Genomic DNA, 16,305 nt, shown 5'->3' with positions numbered 1-16,305 from the left:
ATGAGGGGCAGACCCGGAGGTTTCATCCATGACCGTTGTACGCGCTGCCATCACACAAACCACCTGGACTGGCGACAAAGAGTCGATGATCGCCAAGCACGAGCAGTTCGCCCGCGATGCGGCGGCCGATGGCGCCCAGGTCATCTGCTTCCAGGAGCTGTTTTACGGGCCGTACTTTGGAATCACCGAAGACAAGAAGTACTACCGGTACGCCGAGCAGGCGGATGGGCCGATCGTGCAGCGATTCGCGGTTCTCGCCAAAGAGCTGGGCATCGTCATGATCCTGCCCATCTACGAGGAAGACATCACGGGCGTGTACTACAACACGGCTGTGGTGGTGGAGTCCGACGGCACGATCCTCGGCAAGTACCGCAAGCACCACATCCCGCATCTCGACCGTTTCTGGGAGAAGTTCTACTTCCGCCCCGGCAACATGGGTTATCCCGTCTTCGACACCTCGGTCGGAAAGATCGGCCTGTACATCTGCTACGACCGCCACTTTCCCGAGGGATGGCGCGAGCTCGGGCTCAACGGAGCTCACATGGTCTTCAACCCGAACGCCACCAAGCCGGGTCTCTCCAACCGGCTGTGGGAGGTCGAGGGCCCATGCGCGGCCGTCGCCAACGGATATTTCGTGCTTCAGCCGAACCGCGTCGGTCGGGAAGACAACGAGTACGGCGAGATGGCTGTCGATTTCTATGGCACCAGCCAGGTCATCGACCCGCGGGGCAACTTCGTGGGCGAACGCGGGTCAGGTTCCGAGGAGGAGATCCTCATCCGTGACCTCGACATGGACATGGTGCAGCAGATGCGCGACGACTGGCAGTTCTACCGCGACCGTCGCCCCGACTCGTACACGAGCATCCCCAAGCCGTAACCGAACTGGAGCAATCAATGAAGACGCTCATCAAAAACGGAACTGTGGTCACCTCGACGGGACGGTCGCTTGCCGACGTGCTCGTCGACGGCGAGACCATCGCGGCGGTGCTGGCACCCGGCTCGAGCCTGCTCGGGTTTGACGTCGCCGGCAACGTGGATGCGGTCATCGACGCCGCGGGCAAGTACGTGATTCCCGGTGGTGTCGACGCGCACACCCACATGGAGCTGCCGTTCGGCGGCACCGCGGCGTCAGACACCTTCGAGACGGGCACCAGGGCTGCCGCCTGGGGCGGCACCACCACGATCATCGACTTCGCTGTGCAGACCTTCGGCCAGCGGGTGATGGACGGGCTGTCGACGTGGCACCAGAAGGCGTCAGGCAACTGTGCGATCGACTACGCGTTCCACCAGATCATCGGTGACGTGAACGACGATTCCCTCGCCGCGATGCGCTCGCTTCCTGACGAAGGAATCTCGAGCTTCAAGCTGTTCATGGCCTATCCGGGTGTCTTCATGTCAGATGACGCCCAGATCCTGAAGGCGATGCAGGTGTCTGCCGACACCGGCATGATGACGATGATGCATGCCGAGAACGGGCCCGTCATCGACGTGCTCGCCCAGCAACTCATCGACAAGGGCAACACCGCGCCGTACTACCACGGCATCGCCCGCGCCTGGCAGATGGAGGAGGAGGCGACGCACCGCGCGATCATGATCTCGCACCTCACGGGCGCGCCGCTCTACGTGGTGCACGTCTCTGCGAAGCAGGCCGTCGAGCAGCTTGCTGCCGCCCGCGACAAGGGTCAGAACGTGTTCGGTGAGACCTGCCCGCAATACCTGTACCTCTCGCTGGAGGAACAGCTTGGCGCACCCGGATTCGACGGCGCCAAGTGGGTGTGCTCGACGCCACTGCGGTCGAAGGAGGAGGGCCACCAGCACGCGATGTGGCAGTCACTTCGCACCAACGACATCCAGATGGTTTCCACCGACCACTGCCCGTTCTGCATGAAGGGTCAGAAAGACCTGGGGCTCGGCGATTTCCGCAAGATTCCCAACGGCATCGGCTCGGTGGAACATCGCATGGACCTCCTCTATCAGGGTGTGGTCGATGGCCAGATCTCGCTCGAGCGGTGGGTGGAAATCACCGCGACCACCCCGGCCCGGATGTTCGGGCTGTACGGCAAGAAGGGCGTCATCCAGCCCGGTGCCGACGCCGACATCGTCATCTACGACCCGAACGGCCACACCTCGATCGGGTTCGAAAAGACCCACCACATGAACATGGATCACTCGGCCTGGGAGGGTTTCGAGATCGACGGTCACGTCGACACCGTGCTCTCGCGCGGCAAGGTCATCGTCGACGACAACCAGTACCTGGGCGCCAAGGGCGACGGCCAGTTCGTCAAACGCAGCCTCTCGCAGTACCTCATCTAGGGAAAGCGGCACCATGGAATTCGGAGCAGTTCTCCAGACCAACCCACCGGCATCACGCACAGTTCACCTCGCGAAACTCGCGGAGCAGTATGGCTTCGAGTACGTGTGGACGTTCGACTCACATCTGCTGTGGCAGGAACCGTATGTGATCTACAGTGCGATCCTGGCCGAGACCAAACGCGTGATCGTGGGACCCATGGTCACGAATCCGGCGACCCGCGACTGGACCGTCACCGCATCCGTCTTCGCGACGCTCAACGAGATGTATGGCAACCGCACCGTGATCGGCATCGGCCGGGGTGATTCAGCGGTGCGCGTCACCAACGGAGCCCCGACTACGCTGAAAATCCTGCGTGAGTCGATCCACGTGATCCGCGAGCTGGCCAACAGCCGCTCCGTCGAATACAACGGGGCCGAGCTGCGCTTCCCGTGGTCGCGCGGCTCTGAGGTCGAGGTGTGGGTGGCCGCGTATGGGCCGCTGGCGCTCAAGCTCACCGGCGAGGTCGGGGATGGGTTCATCCTGCAGCTGGCCGATCTCGATATCGCAGAGTGGATGATCAAGACGGTTCGGGATGCCGCGGAGAAGGCCGGCCGTGACCCGATGGCGATCAAGTTCTGCGTCGCGGCGCCGATGTACATCGGTGACTCCTCCGACGAGACCGCGATGAAGCACATGCGCGACCAGACGAGGTGGTTCGGCGGGATGGTGGGAAACCACGTCGCCGACATCGTGGCGAAGTACGGGGAGGGCTCGAACGTTCCCGCGGCTCTCACCGACTACATCAAGGCGCGCGAAGGCTACGACTACAACCAGCACGGCCTGGCGGGCAACACGCACGCCGACTTCGTGCCGGATGAGATCGTCGACCGGTTCTGCGTGCTGGGCACTGCCGAGCAGCACATCGAGAAGCTGAAGGCGCTCAAGGAGCTCGGGGTCGACCAGTTCGCCGGCTACCTGCAGCATGACAACAAGGAAGAGACCCTTCGGCAGTACGGCGAGATCGTCATGCCTGCCCTGCGTGAGCACATCGTGGCTAAGGCATGACCCGACAGCGTGCCGCAATCGCATGGGGCGTGCTGGGTGTGGTGGCCATCATGGTCATCTGGGAGGTGTACAAGTTTCTGGGGCCGGCCGAGGGCTTCGTCGTGGGCGCCATCACGGGCCAGACCGGCTCCGGCGTCATGTTGCTTCCGCGCACCAACGACCGCGCCATGCCGCACATCTGGGAGATGGTGGCGAGGCTGTTCCAGTCGACGAGCGGTGGCGACACCCCGCCCCTCATCGTGCCCGTGGTCACCGCTGGTCTGCTGACCCTCGGCATCGCGGCGGTCGGCTGGCTCATCGGCGTCTCCGTCGGCGCACTTCTCGGCCTGGTCATGCAGCGCTGGAGGCTCGCGGAGTGGGGCCTGCTGCCGTGGATCGTGGTGAGCCAGACGGTTCCGCTCATCGCTTTCGCGCCCATCGTCAACAGCATCGGCACCCAGATCGATCGCGGCGGAACTCCCTGGCCGCAGTGGCTCTCCGTCGCCCTGATCGCGTCGTATCTCGCGTTCTTCCCGGTGGCCGTCGGGGTGCTGCGGGGCCTCGAGGCGCCAGACCGCATCCACCTCGACCTGATGCGTACTTACGCCGCGGGGTATTGGCCCACCCTGCTTCGGCTGCGACTGCCGGCCGCCGTGCCGCACCTGCTGCCGGCTCTGAGGCTCGCCGCCGCCAGTGCCGTGGTCGGTGCCGTTGTCGCCGAGGTGTCGATCGGCATGCGGGGCGGGATCGGGCGGATGCTCATCCAACTCGCTGGCCAGGGCTCGAGTGACCCGGCAGCACCCTGGGGGCCGACGTTCGGTTCGATCGCCCTCGGGCTCGTCGCGGCCGGATCGGTCGCACTGATCGGTTTCGGCCTCAAGAACTATCGCAGGGGAGAGGCAACCGCATGACCGAGTTCGCTGTACGCGCCGAGGGTGTTGGCAAGGTATTTCCGACCAAAGACGGGGATGTCGTTGCCCTGACCGAGGTAGAGCTGACGGTCGATGCTGGCGAATTCGTCTCACTCATCGGCCCGTCCGGCTGTGGCAAGTCGACCCTCCTTCGTCTGATCGCAGACCTCGACCCTGCCTCCTCGGGCACGCTTGAGATCTTCGGTAAGCCCGCCAGCAAGGCTCGCGTCGATCAGGACTACGGAATCGCGTTCCAGCAGGCCGGCCTGCTGCCGTGGCGCACGGTCGCCGGCAACATCGCGCTCCCGCTCGAACTGCACGGCATGGCCAAGCCCGCCAGGGCCGCCCGGGTCGCTGAGCTTGCCGAGCTGGTGGGACTCACCGAATTCGTCGACCGGTACCCGGATCAGCTCTCCGGCGGGATGCAGCAGCGCGTGGCCATCGCGCGGGCTCTCGCCGAACAACCACGGCTGCTGCTCATGGATGAGCCGTTCGGTGCGCTCGACGAGATGACCCGCGAGTACCTGCAGGGCGAACTCACCCGTATCGCCGCTGACACCGGCGCTGCGGTCGTCTTCGTGACGCACTCGATCCCGGAGGCGGTGTTCCTCTCCGATCGTGTCGTGGTGATGAGCCCCCGCCCGGGGCGCATCACCGACATTCTCACCACGGGACTCGGCGACACCCGCGACGAGGCGCTGAGGGAGTCGCCGGCATACTTCGAGCGGGTCACCGCGGTGCGCGAGGCGTTGCACGGCACCCCCGTCGAGCGGGCGAACGAACGATGACGACATCAGGCGCAGAGCTGCGCCCCGCACCCGGTTGGGTGCGGGTGGTCGCTCCGATCACCGTTGGCGTCGTGATCCTCGTCATCTGGGTTGTCGCGGTCGATGTCCTGAAGGTGGCACCGCGCGCGCTGCCGAGCCCCATCGCGATCATCAATGAGTTCGTGCTTCGCTCCGGGATCATCATCGAAGACATGGGCATCACGGCATCCAACTCACTCGTGGGCCTGGCGGCGGGGGCGATCGCGGCCATCGTGCTCGCGGCGCTCGCCGCGACATCCAAGCCCATCGACGGCATGCTCGCCCCGCTTGTTGCCGCGATCGCGGTGGTGCCGATCGTGGCGCTCACTCCCATCCTCAACACGATGTTCGGGGCATCCAGCCAGTTCGGCCGTCAGTCTGTGGCGGCGATAGCCGCGTTCGTTCCCGTGTTCGTGAACGTGCTGCGGGGGTTGCGGCAGACCCGACCGGTGCACCGCGATGTGCTGAGGTCGTCTGGCGCAACCGGGTTGCAGACGTTCCGCGTGCTGACGCTGCCCACAGCGTTGCCCTACCTGATGACCGGGCTGCGCATCGCGAGCTCGATCGCCGTGATCGCGGCCCTCGTCGCCGAATACTTCGGCGGGCCAGCCGATGGCATCGGCACCGCGATCGCCACCTACGCCAAGTCGGGGCGTGCGTCACTCGCGTTCGCCTATGTGGCCGGCGGCATCGCCATCGGCCTCGTATTCTTCCTCGTCACGTCGCTGCTCGAGTGGCTCGTGTCGAGGCGAAAGCCGGTGTGACCGGCATCCAGCAGCACCCAGCACCATCCATCACGAAAGGTAACAGCATGAGACACAGCACCAGGCGTGGCCTGACCGTCACATCAGTCGCAGCCATCGCCGCGATCGCGCTCAGCGCGTGCACGGCACCGGCAACCGACACCAGCACGGATTCGGGCGACTTTGAGCCGATCACCGATATAAGCCTCCAGCTGCAGTGGCTGCCGCAGGCGCAGTTCGCGGGATACTACGTGGCTCTCGACCAGGGCTACTTCGAGGAGGAAGGTTTCGACAACGTCGACATCATCCCCTCCGGCGGCGATATCGTTCCGCAGGATGCCCTCGTGGCAGGCGACGTCGACTTCGCCGTGGCGTGGGTTCCCAAGGTTCTCGGCACACTCGAGGCAACGGGTGCAGAGCTCACGGACATCGCGCAGGTCTACCAGAAGTCGGGCACGCTCCAGGTGTCGTTCAAGGGCGACGGGCTTACGGACGTCGCGGACTTCGAGGGCAAGCGCATCGGATCGTGGGGCTTCGGCAACGAGTGGGAGATCTTCGCAGCGATGGCCGCCGACGGGCTCGACGCCTCGTCGGTCTCCATCACAACGCAGGACTTCTCGATGAACGCCCTGCTTGATGGTGACGTCGACGCCGCCCAGGCGATGACCTACAACGAGTGGGCGCAGATTCTTGAGGTCGTCAACCCGACCACAGGCAAGCTCTACCAGCCCGAAGACTTCGACGTCGTCTCGTACGAAGACACCGATGGCGCCATGCTTCAGGATGCGATCTGGGCCGACACGGCCAGGCTCGACGACCCGGCATATGCCGATGCCGCCGTCCGCTTCCTCAAGGCCGTCACGAAGGGCTGGATCTTCGCTCGCGACAACCCAGAAGAGGCCGCGTCGATCACGTACAACGCCGCGATCAACGCCGAAGCAGCCTTCCCGGTCGGTCCCGTCCACCAGACGTGGCAGATGAACGAGGTCAACAAGCTCATCTGGGCCGGCGGTGACTTCGGTGTCATCGACGCCTCAGCATGGAGCAAGACGATCAAGGGTGCGTTGGCGGCCGTCAACCAGGACGGCATCAACCTCATCACCGGCGAGCCCGCCACCTCCGCGTACTCGAACAAGTACATCGAGACCGCGCTCGCCGAGCTCGCAGATGAGGGCGTCGTCGTCGATGGCGAATACGCTCCGATCGACGTCGTGCTCACCGAGGGCGGCCAGTAACCGTAATACAGTGTGGAGGGTCGGCTTCGGCCGGCCCTCCACCGCTTTCTATAAGGATCAATGATGACTTCTGCTGACGGTACACGCGCCTACGATCTCGACCGGGCGCACGTCTTCCACTCCTGGTCCGCCCAGGGTGCGCTCACACCGATGGTGATCGCCGGCGGCAAGGGTTGTGAGGTGTGGGACTTCGACGGCAACACCTTCCTCGACTTCTCCAGCCAGCTCGTGAACACGAACATGGGTCACCAGCATCCGGCCATCGTCGACGCGATTAAGGCGCAGGCCGACATCCTGACCACCGTGGCCCCCGCCGCTGCCAACCTCGCGCGAGGCGAGGCAGCGCAGCGCATCGTCGCCAAAGCCGACTCGCACTTCAGCAAAGTCTTCTTCACCAATGGTGGTGCGGATGCTAACGAGAACGCCATCCGGATGGCGCGCCTCACCACCGGCCGTGACAAGGTCCTCTCCACCTACCGCTCGTACCACGGCAACACGGGAGCCGCGATCGTGGCCACCGGCGACTGGCGCCGCATGCCCAACGAGTTCGCCCGGGGCCACGTGCACTTCTTCGGCCCGTTCGAGTACCGCTCCGAGTTCTGGTCGACATCCGAGGAGCAGGAGTGCGAGCGTGCGCTGCAGCACCTCGAGCGCGTGATCGTTTCCGAGGGGTCATCCACCATCGCCGCCATCCTGCTCGAGACTGTGCCAGGCACCGCAGGGGTGATCGTGCCGCCCGCTGGCTACCTTCCCGGCGTGCGCGCGCTGTGCGACAAGTACGGCATCCTGCTCATCCTGGACGAGGTCATGTGCGGGTTCGGACGCACGGGCGAGTGGTTCGCCTGGCAGGGCTTCGACGTGGTGCCAGACCTCGTCTCGTTCGCGAAGGGCGTCAACTCGGGGTACGTGCCCGTGGGCGGCGTGCTGATGTCCGATTCGATCGCCAACGAGTTCGAGACTCAGGTCTTTCCCGGCGGGCTCACCTACTCCGGCCACCCGCTGGCCATGGCGTCGATCGTCGGCTCGATCGACGCGATGGATGCCGACGGCGTGATCGAGAATGCCCGCACCATCGGAACCGATCACCTCGCACCGGGGCTGGCCGAGCTCGCGCAGAAGCACGAGCTCATCGGCGACGTGCGCGGTCTTGGGGTCTTCTGGGCCCTCGACCTTGTGGACGACCGCGAGTCGCGTCAGGCGGTTTCCGGTGGGGTCATCCTGCAGCTGAAGAAGGCGCTGATGGCCCGCGGGCTGTTGCCCTTCGCCGCCGACAACCGCATTCACGTGGTGCCGCCGTGCATCGTCACAGCCGACCAGGTTGCGCACGCGCTGTCGATCTACGACGAAGCCTTCACGGAGGTCGAGAAGGGCCTGTAGCGGGCCCGCTCGACCCGTCCCCGGCGCCTGGGAGCGCCATCCTGCCCGAAAGCGTAGAATCGTCTCTCGTGTCACATCTCATTCAGACCCCATACACCGTTGCGGTCTACGACCTCATGCACCGCCCGGGCGAGATGCGCGAGAAAGACCTCGACTTCGACGTGCCAGAAGGCTTCGGAAATGCCGTCATCGGTGTGAAAACCGGCGCGAAGATGCACATCGACGCCCGCTTTGAGTCGCTGCACGACGGCATTCTTATCTCCGGAAAACTGCGTTCTACGGCCGAAGGAGAGTGCGTTCGGTGCCTCACAGACGTGCAGCTTCCGGTTCGGGTCGAATTCCAGGAGCTTTTCGCGTATTCTTTTGACGAAGCTTTTGACTATATGGTTCACGACGACCACGTCGACCTGGAACCAGTGGTCAGGGATGCGGTAGTGCTGTCACTGCCGTTCCAACCGGTCTGTCAGGAAGATTGCCTCGGCCTGTGCCCAGAGTGTGGGGTGCGGCTTCTGGACAACCCGGGTCATGAGCATGAGGCTCCCGTCGATCCACGATGGGCGGCGCTTGCCGGGCTCGACAACCTGAACGACACCATCACCACAGACGAAGAGAAGAGTTAGCCATGGCTGTACCGAAGCGCAAAATGTCGCGGGCATCGACCCGCATGCGCCGCGCCCAGTGGAAGGCCACCGCCCCCACGCTTGTCAAGACCATCGAGAACGGCAAGACCGTTTACAGCCTCCCGCACCGCGCGAAGGTCGTTGAAGACTCGACCGGCACCGCCCTGTACATGGAGTACAAGGGCCGCAAGGTCGCCGACGTATAACGAATCGGTCTGCTTCACTACGCGTAGCCGATCATGACGCCGAACACTGACGAACTATCGTCCGTACTCGGCGTCATTGTCGCGCCCGGACTCTTTGAACTAGCGCTGACCCACAGGTCTTTCGCGTACGAGAACGGCGGGCTCGCCCACAACGAGCGCCTCGAGTTCCTCGGCGACTCGATCCTGGGCCAGGCCGTCACGGTCATGCTCTACACGGAGAATCCGCAGCTGGACGAGGGTGAGCTTGCCAAGCGCCGCGCGAGCCTGGTGTCCAGCGTCGCCCTCGCCGAAGTCGCGCGCTCGATCGGCCTCGGGGCGTACATCCGTCTCGGTCGCGGAGAGGAGCTCACCGGAGGTCGCGACAAGTCGTCGATCCTCGCCGACACTCTCGAGGCTCTCATCGGGGCCACCTACCTCGACCTCGGGGGAGAGGCCGCAACCGCTCTCGTGCTGCGTCTGATCCGCCCGCTGCTGGAGAACCCTGACCGGTTCGGCGCATCCATGGATCCGAAGACCAGCCTGCAGGAGCTGGCGGCCAGACTCGGACGAGGTCTTCCGAGCTACCAGGTCTCTGACAGCGGCCCCGATCATTCGAAGCGTTTTCACGCGACGGTGCTGCTGGGCACAGACCCGATCGCCGCCGGGGATGGCTCCAGCAAGAAGCACGCGGAGATGGCCGCGGCCCTCCAGGCCTGGACCCTGCTGCAGACACCCGCCACCTGACCGTGCCCGAGCTGCCCGAAGTCGAGGTGGTGCGCGCGGGACTCGAGCCCGCCGTCACCGGCGCGCGCGTGGAATCCGTCACCGTCTTCGATGAGCGCTCCCTGCGCCGCCACGATGGCCCCGCCGAGGACTTCATCGACCGCCTCACCGGACGCACCATGCTCGCGCCCCTGCGTCGCGGCAAGTTCATGTGGATCCCGCTGTCGCCCCCGCCGCAGTCGCCCCTGGCACTCCCGCCCCCACCGCGGTCGTCCCCACCCCCTTCGGAAATTCAGGAAATCCCGGACGCGGCTCCCGTTGCACCCGGGCAGGGCCGCGCGTTCGCGGCACCGCCGTCGCCGGGCGTGAGCGGATCTCCTGAATTTCCAACGGAGGCGCTCGTGACTCACCTCGGCATGAGCGGCCAGGTGCTGCTGCGGGACACGGCGACGGATGACGCGCGCACGAGAATCCGCGTCGACCTGCGCCATCCCGAGCACGGGCCGCTACGGCTCAACTTTGTCGACCAGCGCATCTTCGGCTCCATGGCCATTGACGGTCTCGTGCCCTCCGTGGATGGCGGGGACTCTGTGCCATCGAAGGTGGTGCACATCGCGCGAGATCCTCTGGATGAGCGGTTCAACGACGCCCTGTTTCTGACGCGGCTCGCCCGCAAGAACACCACGGTCAAGCGGGCGATGCTCGACCAGACCCTGATCAGCGGCATCGGCAACATCTATGCGGATGAGGCGCTGTGGGCCGCGCGGGTGCACTACGACCAGCCGACCGGGACACTGAGCCGAGCCCGCGCGAAACTGCTGCTCGCCGAGGTGCGCCTCGTGCTGCGCAAAGCACTCGCCGAGGGAGGAACGAGCTTCGACGCGCAGTACCTGAATGTGAACGGGCAGTCCGGCTACTTCGCCCACTCGCTGAACGCGTACGGTCGGCAGGGGGAGTCATGCCCGCGATGTGGTCGGCCGATCATCCGCGAATCATTCATGAACCGTGGGTCGCACTTCTGCGCCCACTGCCAGAGGGTGCGCTAGAAACGACCAGGTCCTCCATCGGGAGCAAAGATCAAATCAACCTCCTGGCCGGCAATTGCTCGCACCAAAACCCGGTATGGGACTTGGGTTCCGTCGGCATCGGAGGCGAAAACGACATCGGTCTCGAAGCTGTAGTACTCCTGTCCGTCCGAAAGAAGTTCAGGCGTCACATCCGGATACAACTGTGAAACCTTGGCAATTTCGTCTCCCACAACCACGCCGTCCGTCGTCTCAACAATCACGCCGCCGGTCTGAGGCTCTGTCGTCGCAACCGAAAACCTGAACATCAACGGCCCTATGGCCTCGGCCTGAGCAGAATCATCGTGAAGACGGAATTTTCCCCAGTCGAAGAATCTGTACGGATATCCCTCAGAGACATCAGGTACATCCGTGAGAACAGGCTCGAATCCGAAGGCCGTGGTGAGAGCGGCAACCACGGGATCTACAGAATCGAAGAAGCTGAATGTGGCTCCTCTGCTTCCATCGGAATTGACGATCGTGAATGAGGTCGACGACAGCGTCAGTTTTGCAGCCGTTGCGGGCTCTTGCTCCGCCGAGGGTGATGGAGTGACCTGACTGTTCGGGCTCGCCGTTGATGTGGGATCCAGAGAGGCCGAACACGCCACCAGTACGAGCGCACACAAGATCGCCGAGAGCGCGAGGGGCAGTCGAAAACGCGACATCTACGCGTCCCGTCGGTCGGCGTTGGGCGCTGGGGTAACAGTGACCCAGCGGCTCACCGTTGGCAGAGCTGCCTCGCCGCGTCGCGAACCGGCGAAAACGAGGGAGTGTCGCATTCTTGTCATGGCCTGACTGTATCGCTGCCTGCGACCGTAGCGCGGCTCGTTACGGGACTGCAATACACCAGTCGCGGTGTTGACGTAGCTGCCCGTTTTGGCGGGATTTCGCGCTGAGAGAGCGTCGATGTCGTCACCGACGGCGACCCCGTCGGCCGTCTCGATCGAGACTCCGCATTCATGAACCGTGGGTCGCACTTCTGCGCCCACTGCCAGAGGGTGCGCTAGTCGTCTGACAGGGCCTCGGACGGGGCCTCGCCCGTGCCCGTCTGCTTGAAGAACACCTGGCCGTGGAAGTCGATGCCGAGAGCACCCATCGCCGCGAGCAGGTCTGAGGGGATGAGGAATCCGGCCTGCATCCGGTCGGAGTAGCCGTTCCAGGCGATCTCGACGAAGTAGTGCTCGCGCAGCTTTTCGAGGGCCTTGCGCTTGGTCTGAAGGGTGTCGATGAGCCCGTGCACGCTGGAGAAGTCGGACTCCTCAGACGACAGGGTCTCGGGGGAGTCGAGCACCCAGATCGAATGGGTGCGCTCGCGCATTGACGGCTTTCCGTCGGAGCCCGGCCGAACGCGGCCGACAGGATCGCCCAGTTCCGCCGTGGCGGTCGGCTCGAGGCCGAGGATCTTTGTCACGGCCGCTGCCGTGTGCGTGAGGCTCTTGATCGAGAGACTCGCTTTTCCGTCGATGACCACGCGACAACCCTAGCTAACCGCGCGCGCGGTGACGGTCATCCGAGATCTTTGCGCCAGGCGCTTTCGCTCGCGATCGGCACGAACCCGACTGCCTCGTTGACGTCGAGCATGTGGCGGTTCTCCTCGGCGTTGAAGGTGATGACCGATGGATGCCCCGGCGCAACTCGTTCGAGGTGGGCGAGATTCGCGACCTTCAGCAGCATGCCGAGCCTGTGCCCGCGATGCTCCCGAACCACGAGGGTCGCATACTGGTCGGCGGCCCTGCCGACCTGCGGCGGAACGGACAGCACCGTGAATCCGACCAGGCGGGCGCTCGGGAGGTGCTCGACGGCGGCCACGACATAGGTTCGCGGATTCAGCCGCTCGTGGCGGTCGTCGGCCTCGACGACACGCTCAACGGTCCAGACGTCTTCTGGTTCCTCAAGGCCGGCCGTGGGGGCATCCGTGCTCATCCGGGTGGACAGGTGAGCGATGCCTTCCAGCCAGCGCTCGGGGGTGCGGCCCACCCAGCAGTGCGTCAGATACTCCGCGCCGCTCCTGCGTTCGGCATCGGCCACGAGAGCGGCAAGCCCATCTACGGGAAGGGTGAGCCTGCTCGCGCGCTCGATCTGTTCCAGCCGATAGCCGCGCGACAGCAGAAATTTGGTATCGGCGTGGTCGGCGTCGACCGATCCGAACCCCGTCGGCGACGGCAGCTGGTGCGGGGACAACGACGGGAGCGGTGTGAAGACAAGGGCCTTCTTCTTGCCCTCGGACGCGGCGATCGCCTCGAGCGTGTCAGACAGCGCCGTGCCGATTCCCTGCCGGCGGAATTCGGGCAGCACCTCGGCGATGATCCACGCGGAGTCGGCCTGATCCCCGGCCTGCGTCTCGTAGATCCCACGGCCGACGATGCGGCCGCCGAGCCGGGCGACGAGCATCCGGGACGGCTGGTGAGGGTCGTGAAAACGCGGCAGTTCTTCAACTGGCTCGTAGTTGAGATCCGTCGTGCCGTAGCCGGTCGCCTCGACGGTGTTGCCGACCTCGACGGCGTCGATGAAGTCCTTCGCGTCGGTGGCCGAAATGTTGTCCGGGATCGTCACGTCGTCGATGGTGAAGGCGGTCATGGCGGTCGTTCTCCTCACGGCTGGATGCGGCGGAAGGCAGCCGACCAGATTACTACCGCGGCACCGCGTTCCGACAGACCGTGACCGAAATGTGCCCCGCGACGGTTCGGACTGCCCGACCGGCCACAAACGAATGCGCGGGCCGCGACTCTGCCCGTAAGCAGAGCCGCGACCCGCGCTCTCAGGGTTGGCCTACTTGACCTTGAGCTTGATCGTGTCTTCGCTCGGGAGCAGGGTGAGCGACGACGAAGCGTCGTATGTCACCGTGATCGTGTGGGTACCAACGGGGAGGCTTGGCAGTGTGACGACCGTCGCACCGTTCACCAACTGGCTGGCTGGCAACACCTGGCTGCCGACCTTGACGGTCACCGATCCCACCGCAGCGGCATCCAGATCCGACTTGACGGTGATCTCGACGACACCCACCTCGGAAACCGAGATGTTGTTTTTCGCGAGCTTGGTTTTCACCTTGCTCTTCTCGAGGCTGGCGAATGCGGGAACGGCCACAGTGTTGGCGACCCCGACATTGCCCGCCTTGTCGGTCGCGCGGAACGTGACCGTCGTGGCGCCGTTACCCAGCGTGAAGCCGGCGGAGTAGACCGTCCAGTTTCCGGAACCGATCTTGTACTCGATGGAGGCGATGCCGCTCAGCGCGTCCGTGGCGTCCAGAACCACTGTGCGGCTGTATCCGCTCACCACGGCACTCGACACAGGGGCGCCGAGATCGACCTTCGTCGTGACGGCTGCCTCGGACTGGTTGCCCGCGGCGTCTGTCGCGCGCACCGAGAGGGTGTGTTCTCCCTCTCCGACGGTCACGGCATCGACGTACGGAGTCCACGACCCACCATCGAGCGAGTACTCGACCGTGGGGGCGGCATCCGTCTCGTCGGTGACGTTCACCGTCAGGGCGACTGGCGCGTTGTACCAGCCGAACGACGTTGCTTCGGCGTCACCATCGTCAATCGTGATGACCGGAGCGACGTAGTCCTCTTGAAGGCCCCTGTCACGGAAGTGCGTCGAGTGAACCCCAAACGAGTCGACCAGGTGCGGCACCCAGCAGGCGTCGTTGTGAGTGCCTGTCGGATACACGGCCCACGTGAAGTCAACGTTCTTCGCAGTCAGGCGGGTGGCCATCGTGCGTGCGGCGTTGTCGAATGAGTACTCATCAAACTCGCATGCGTCGAAGAAGAAGTCGTAGTGACTGAGCTCCTCCGTCGTCATGGTGTTGACCTTGTCGTACGGGCGCGGCTTGCCACCCTGGGTGGAGCCGATAGCTCCAATGTGGGACGCGATCGACGAGAACTTGTCTGGGCTCTCGAGACCGATCGACCAGGCGCCGAAGCCTCCCATGGAGACACCGCTGAGCCCGCGGAAGCTGGGGTCCGCGAGTGTGCGGTACTCAGCATCCACCAGGGGCATCATCTCGGTGTAGAACATGGTCCGCCACTTCACGGCCGTCGAGTCCACGTACCACAGCGATTCGCCGTCGGGCATGATCACGATCGTCTCGGCGAGGCCACCGGCCCACAGTGCATCCAGCTTGTCGTCCATGTCGCGCGGCTCCCATTCGCGGCTTCCGCCGTTGATGCCGTGCAGCATGTACACCACCGGGTACTGGCGGTTCGGCTCGTCAAAGTACGACGGGGGAAGGTACGTGACGAACTCGCGCAGCTTGTTTCCCTCGACAACTGACTCGACGTTCTCGCGGAAGAACCTGGAGTGGTTGCCGACCTCGAGCAGTGTGCTGGGGTCGAACTGGAGGAAGGTCTGAGCGGTCGGCTGGAATTCGAACGGAGCGCCGTTCTTGGTGCCGGTGATCGATCGGTTGGTGTCGACGACGAGGTTGCCGTTGCCATCCTGGACCACCTCGACCTCCCCGTCACTCAGGGTGAGTGTGCCACCGGACGCGGCCATCCACGTGGTGAGCTCGCGAGCTCGGCGATCGGCGTCCCTGCCGTCGTGAACGTAGCTCGAGCCGAGGGTCGCCAGGTAACCGTTCACGTCGCCCGCGGCGAGCGCGGCCTTCTGAACATCGAGCACCGCTTGCACCTGTGCCTCGACCGAGGCTGACACGCGCGCCCCTGGGATCTCGTAGACGTTCTGCCTCACCTGGTCCTTGGAGTAGATGGCGAGCGGGCCCCTGTAGATTCCGCCACCACCACTTTGGTCCTGAACCTTGATGGCGATCACGTTTTCGCCGCCAAAGACCGGAACGTTCCCGGGCACGGTGTACAGGCGCTTCTCGAACCACTGGCTGTCGGCGGGTGAGAATCGACCAGAGCTGCCGATCTTCACGCCGTTGAGGTATGCCTCGTCGGCGTCGTCAATGAAGCCGAGCGATGCGACCAGGTTGGTTCCTGCAGCCTCGGTCGGAAGGGTGAACTTGAGCCGGTACCAGCCGTAGCCGTTGTAGGAGGCCCACTGCGCGCCGTCCTCCGGGACGGTGAGGTCCAGCCAGGCGCTGTCGTCGAACGCGGGGGTCGCGTACGCGGGGTTGTCTCCCTTGATGAACTTCCATGTTCCCTCAAGGTCGACGTTGATGCTGACAGGATTGTCGGCGGCAGCTGGCGCGGCCACGCTGACCAAACCCGCGGATGCCACCAGCGCGCTGAGCGCCAGCGCGAGCATCTTTCGGGATCGTCGTATCCGGATATTCTGATGATCATTCATGCGACACGTACTTCCTTCCATGTAGTGCATCGATAACGGACGACGCAGACCGATGTG

General features: G+C 64.5%; 17 protein-coding genes. 12 read left to right on the top strand and 5 right to left on the bottom strand.

Annotation, left to right across the window (positions count from 1 at the left end; genetic code table 11):
* Positions 1-28 precede the first annotated feature (28 nt).
* The 12 genes from QMG83_RS10825 (at position 29) to mutM (ending at position 10,983) form a co-directional block, all read left to right on the top strand.
* On the top strand, positions 29-877 hold the full coding sequence (locus QMG83_RS10825) for a nitrilase-related carbon-nitrogen hydrolase (RefSeq protein WP_283505366.1): 849 nt from the start codon (positions 29-31) through the stop codon (positions 875-877).
* A 17-nt stretch (positions 878-894) separates the two neighbouring features.
* Entirely contained in the window at positions 895-2,313 is a 1,419-nt protein-coding gene (hydA, locus tag QMG83_RS10820; protein WP_283505365.1) for a dihydropyrimidinase, read from the top strand.
* Positions 2,314-2,326: 13 nt separating this feature from the next.
* Positions 2,327-3,358 (top strand): TIGR03842 family LLM class F420-dependent oxidoreductase, encoded by a 1,032-nt coding sequence (locus tag QMG83_RS10815; protein WP_283505364.1) that lies wholly within the window; start codon positions 2,327-2,329, stop codon positions 3,356-3,358.
* Positions 3,355-4,248, top strand: coding sequence for an ABC transporter permease (locus QMG83_RS10810; protein WP_283505363.1), 894 nt, complete (start codon positions 3,355-3,357; stop codon positions 4,246-4,248). Before QMG83_RS10815 ends, QMG83_RS10810 begins: the two co-directional genes overlap by 4 nt.
* Entirely contained in the window at positions 4,245-5,036 is a 792-nt protein-coding gene (locus QMG83_RS10805) for an ABC transporter ATP-binding protein (protein ID WP_283505362.1), read from the top strand. The genes QMG83_RS10810 and QMG83_RS10805 overlap by 4 nt, the downstream gene beginning before the upstream one ends.
* Positions 5,033-5,818 (top strand): ABC transporter permease, encoded by a 786-nt coding sequence (locus tag QMG83_RS10800; protein WP_283505361.1) that lies wholly within the window; start codon positions 5,033-5,035, stop codon positions 5,816-5,818. The genes QMG83_RS10805 and QMG83_RS10800 overlap by 4 nt, the downstream gene beginning before the upstream one ends.
* A 47-nt stretch (positions 5,819-5,865) precedes the next feature.
* Positions 5,866-7,032 (top strand): ABC transporter substrate-binding protein, encoded by a 1,167-nt coding sequence (locus QMG83_RS10795; protein WP_283505360.1) that lies wholly within the window; start codon positions 5,866-5,868, stop codon positions 7,030-7,032.
* 63 nt (positions 7,033-7,095) lie between these two features.
* The gene (locus tag QMG83_RS10790; RefSeq protein ID WP_283505566.1) at positions 7,096-8,409 is read left to right on the top strand and encodes an aspartate aminotransferase family protein; all 1,314 of its coding nucleotides are present in this window, start codon (positions 7,096-7,098) and stop codon (positions 8,407-8,409) included.
* Between the two features lie 68 nt (positions 8,410-8,477).
* Positions 8,478-9,029, top strand: coding sequence for a YceD family protein (locus QMG83_RS10785; protein WP_283505359.1), 552 nt, complete (start codon positions 8,478-8,480; stop codon positions 9,027-9,029).
* A 2-nt stretch (positions 9,030-9,031) separates the two neighbouring features.
* Complete coding sequence (gene rpmF, locus QMG83_RS10780) at positions 9,032-9,235, top strand: 50S ribosomal protein L32 (protein WP_283505358.1); 204 nt, start codon at positions 9,032-9,034, stop codon at positions 9,233-9,235.
* Between the two features lie 33 nt (positions 9,236-9,268).
* Entirely contained in the window at positions 9,269-9,958 is a 690-nt protein-coding gene (gene rnc, locus QMG83_RS10775; protein ID WP_283505357.1) for a ribonuclease III, read from the top strand.
* A gap of 2 nt (positions 9,959-9,960) precedes the next feature.
* Positions 9,961-10,983, top strand: a complete 1,023-nt coding sequence (gene mutM / locus QMG83_RS10770; RefSeq protein WP_283505356.1) for a bifunctional DNA-formamidopyrimidine glycosylase/DNA-(apurinic or apyrimidinic site) lyase — start codon at positions 9,961-9,963, stop codon at positions 10,981-10,983.
* Here mutM and QMG83_RS10765 read toward each other — a convergent pair.
* The 5 genes from QMG83_RS10765 to QMG83_RS10745 form a co-directional block, all read right to left on the bottom strand.
* Complete coding sequence (locus QMG83_RS10765; RefSeq protein ID WP_283505355.1) at positions 10,980-11,420, bottom strand: hypothetical protein; 441 nt, start codon at positions 11,418-11,420, stop codon at positions 10,980-10,982. The two genes, mutM and QMG83_RS10765, sit on opposite strands and share 4 nt — an antisense overlap.
* 246 nt (positions 11,421-11,666) lie before the next feature.
* Positions 11,667-11,789, bottom strand: coding sequence for a hypothetical protein (locus QMG83_RS10760; RefSeq protein WP_283505354.1), 123 nt, complete (start codon positions 11,787-11,789; stop codon positions 11,667-11,669).
* 215 nt (positions 11,790-12,004) lie between these two features.
* Entirely contained in the window at positions 12,005-12,472 is a 468-nt protein-coding gene (locus QMG83_RS10755; RefSeq protein WP_283505353.1) for a DUF4279 domain-containing protein, read from the bottom strand.
* 35 nt (positions 12,473-12,507) lie between these two features.
* Complete coding sequence (locus tag QMG83_RS10750) at positions 12,508-13,578, bottom strand: GNAT family N-acetyltransferase (protein WP_283505352.1); 1,071 nt, start codon at positions 13,576-13,578, stop codon at positions 12,508-12,510.
* 192 nt (positions 13,579-13,770) lie between these two features.
* A complete protein-coding gene (locus tag QMG83_RS10745; protein ID WP_283505351.1) occupies positions 13,771-16,248 on the bottom strand; it encodes an OmpL47-type beta-barrel domain-containing protein in 2,478 nt (825 codons plus the stop codon).
* Positions 16,249-16,305 lie beyond the last annotated feature (57 nt).

Origin of the sequence: Salinibacterium sp. G-O1 (assembly GCF_030063305.1) — a bacterium.
In the GTDB taxonomy this organism is placed as follows: Bacteria; Actinomycetota; Actinomycetes; order Actinomycetales; family Microbacteriaceae; genus Rhodoglobus.
The sequence above is the reverse complement of the archived record's forward strand: the minus strand, read 5'-3'. Positions and strand labels throughout refer to the sequence as shown.

What these genes read in the sequence shown, in the direction of transcription:
- QMG83_RS10825 (WP_283505366.1), top strand. Translation starts at nt 29, where the DNA reads ATGACCGTTGTACGCGCTGCCATCACACAAACCACCTGGACTGGCGAC.
- hydA (WP_283505365.1), top strand. Translation starts at nt 895, where the DNA reads ATGAAGACGCTCATCAAAAACGGAACTGTGGTCACCTCGACGGGACGG.
- QMG83_RS10815 (WP_283505364.1), top strand. Translation starts at nt 2,327, where the DNA reads ATGGAATTCGGAGCAGTTCTCCAGACCAACCCACCGGCATCACGCACA.
- QMG83_RS10810 (WP_283505363.1), top strand. Translation starts at nt 3,355, where the DNA reads ATGACCCGACAGCGTGCCGCAATCGCATGGGGCGTGCTGGGTGTGGTG.
- QMG83_RS10805 (WP_283505362.1), top strand. Translation starts at nt 4,245, where the DNA reads ATGACCGAGTTCGCTGTACGCGCCGAGGGTGTTGGCAAGGTATTTCCG.
- QMG83_RS10800 (WP_283505361.1), top strand. Translation starts at nt 5,033, where the DNA reads ATGACGACATCAGGCGCAGAGCTGCGCCCCGCACCCGGTTGGGTGCGG.
- QMG83_RS10795 (WP_283505360.1), top strand. Translation starts at nt 5,866, where the DNA reads ATGAGACACAGCACCAGGCGTGGCCTGACCGTCACATCAGTCGCAGCC.
- QMG83_RS10790 (WP_283505566.1), top strand. Translation starts at nt 7,096, where the DNA reads ATGACTTCTGCTGACGGTACACGCGCCTACGATCTCGACCGGGCGCAC.
- rpmF (WP_283505358.1), top strand. Translation starts at nt 9,032, where the DNA reads ATGGCTGTACCGAAGCGCAAAATGTCGCGGGCATCGACCCGCATGCGC.
- rnc (WP_283505357.1), top strand. Translation starts at nt 9,269, where the DNA reads ATGACGCCGAACACTGACGAACTATCGTCCGTACTCGGCGTCATTGTC.
- QMG83_RS10760 (WP_283505354.1), bottom strand. Translation starts at nt 11,789, where the DNA reads ATGACAAGAATGCGACACTCCCTCGTTTTCGCCGGTTCGCGACGCGGC.
- QMG83_RS10750 (WP_283505352.1), bottom strand. Translation starts at nt 13,578, where the DNA reads ATGACCGCCTTCACCATCGACGACGTGACGATCCCGGACAACATTTCG.
- QMG83_RS10745 (WP_283505351.1), bottom strand. Translation starts at nt 16,248, where the DNA reads ATGAATGATCATCAGAATATCCGGATACGACGATCCCGAAAGATGCTC.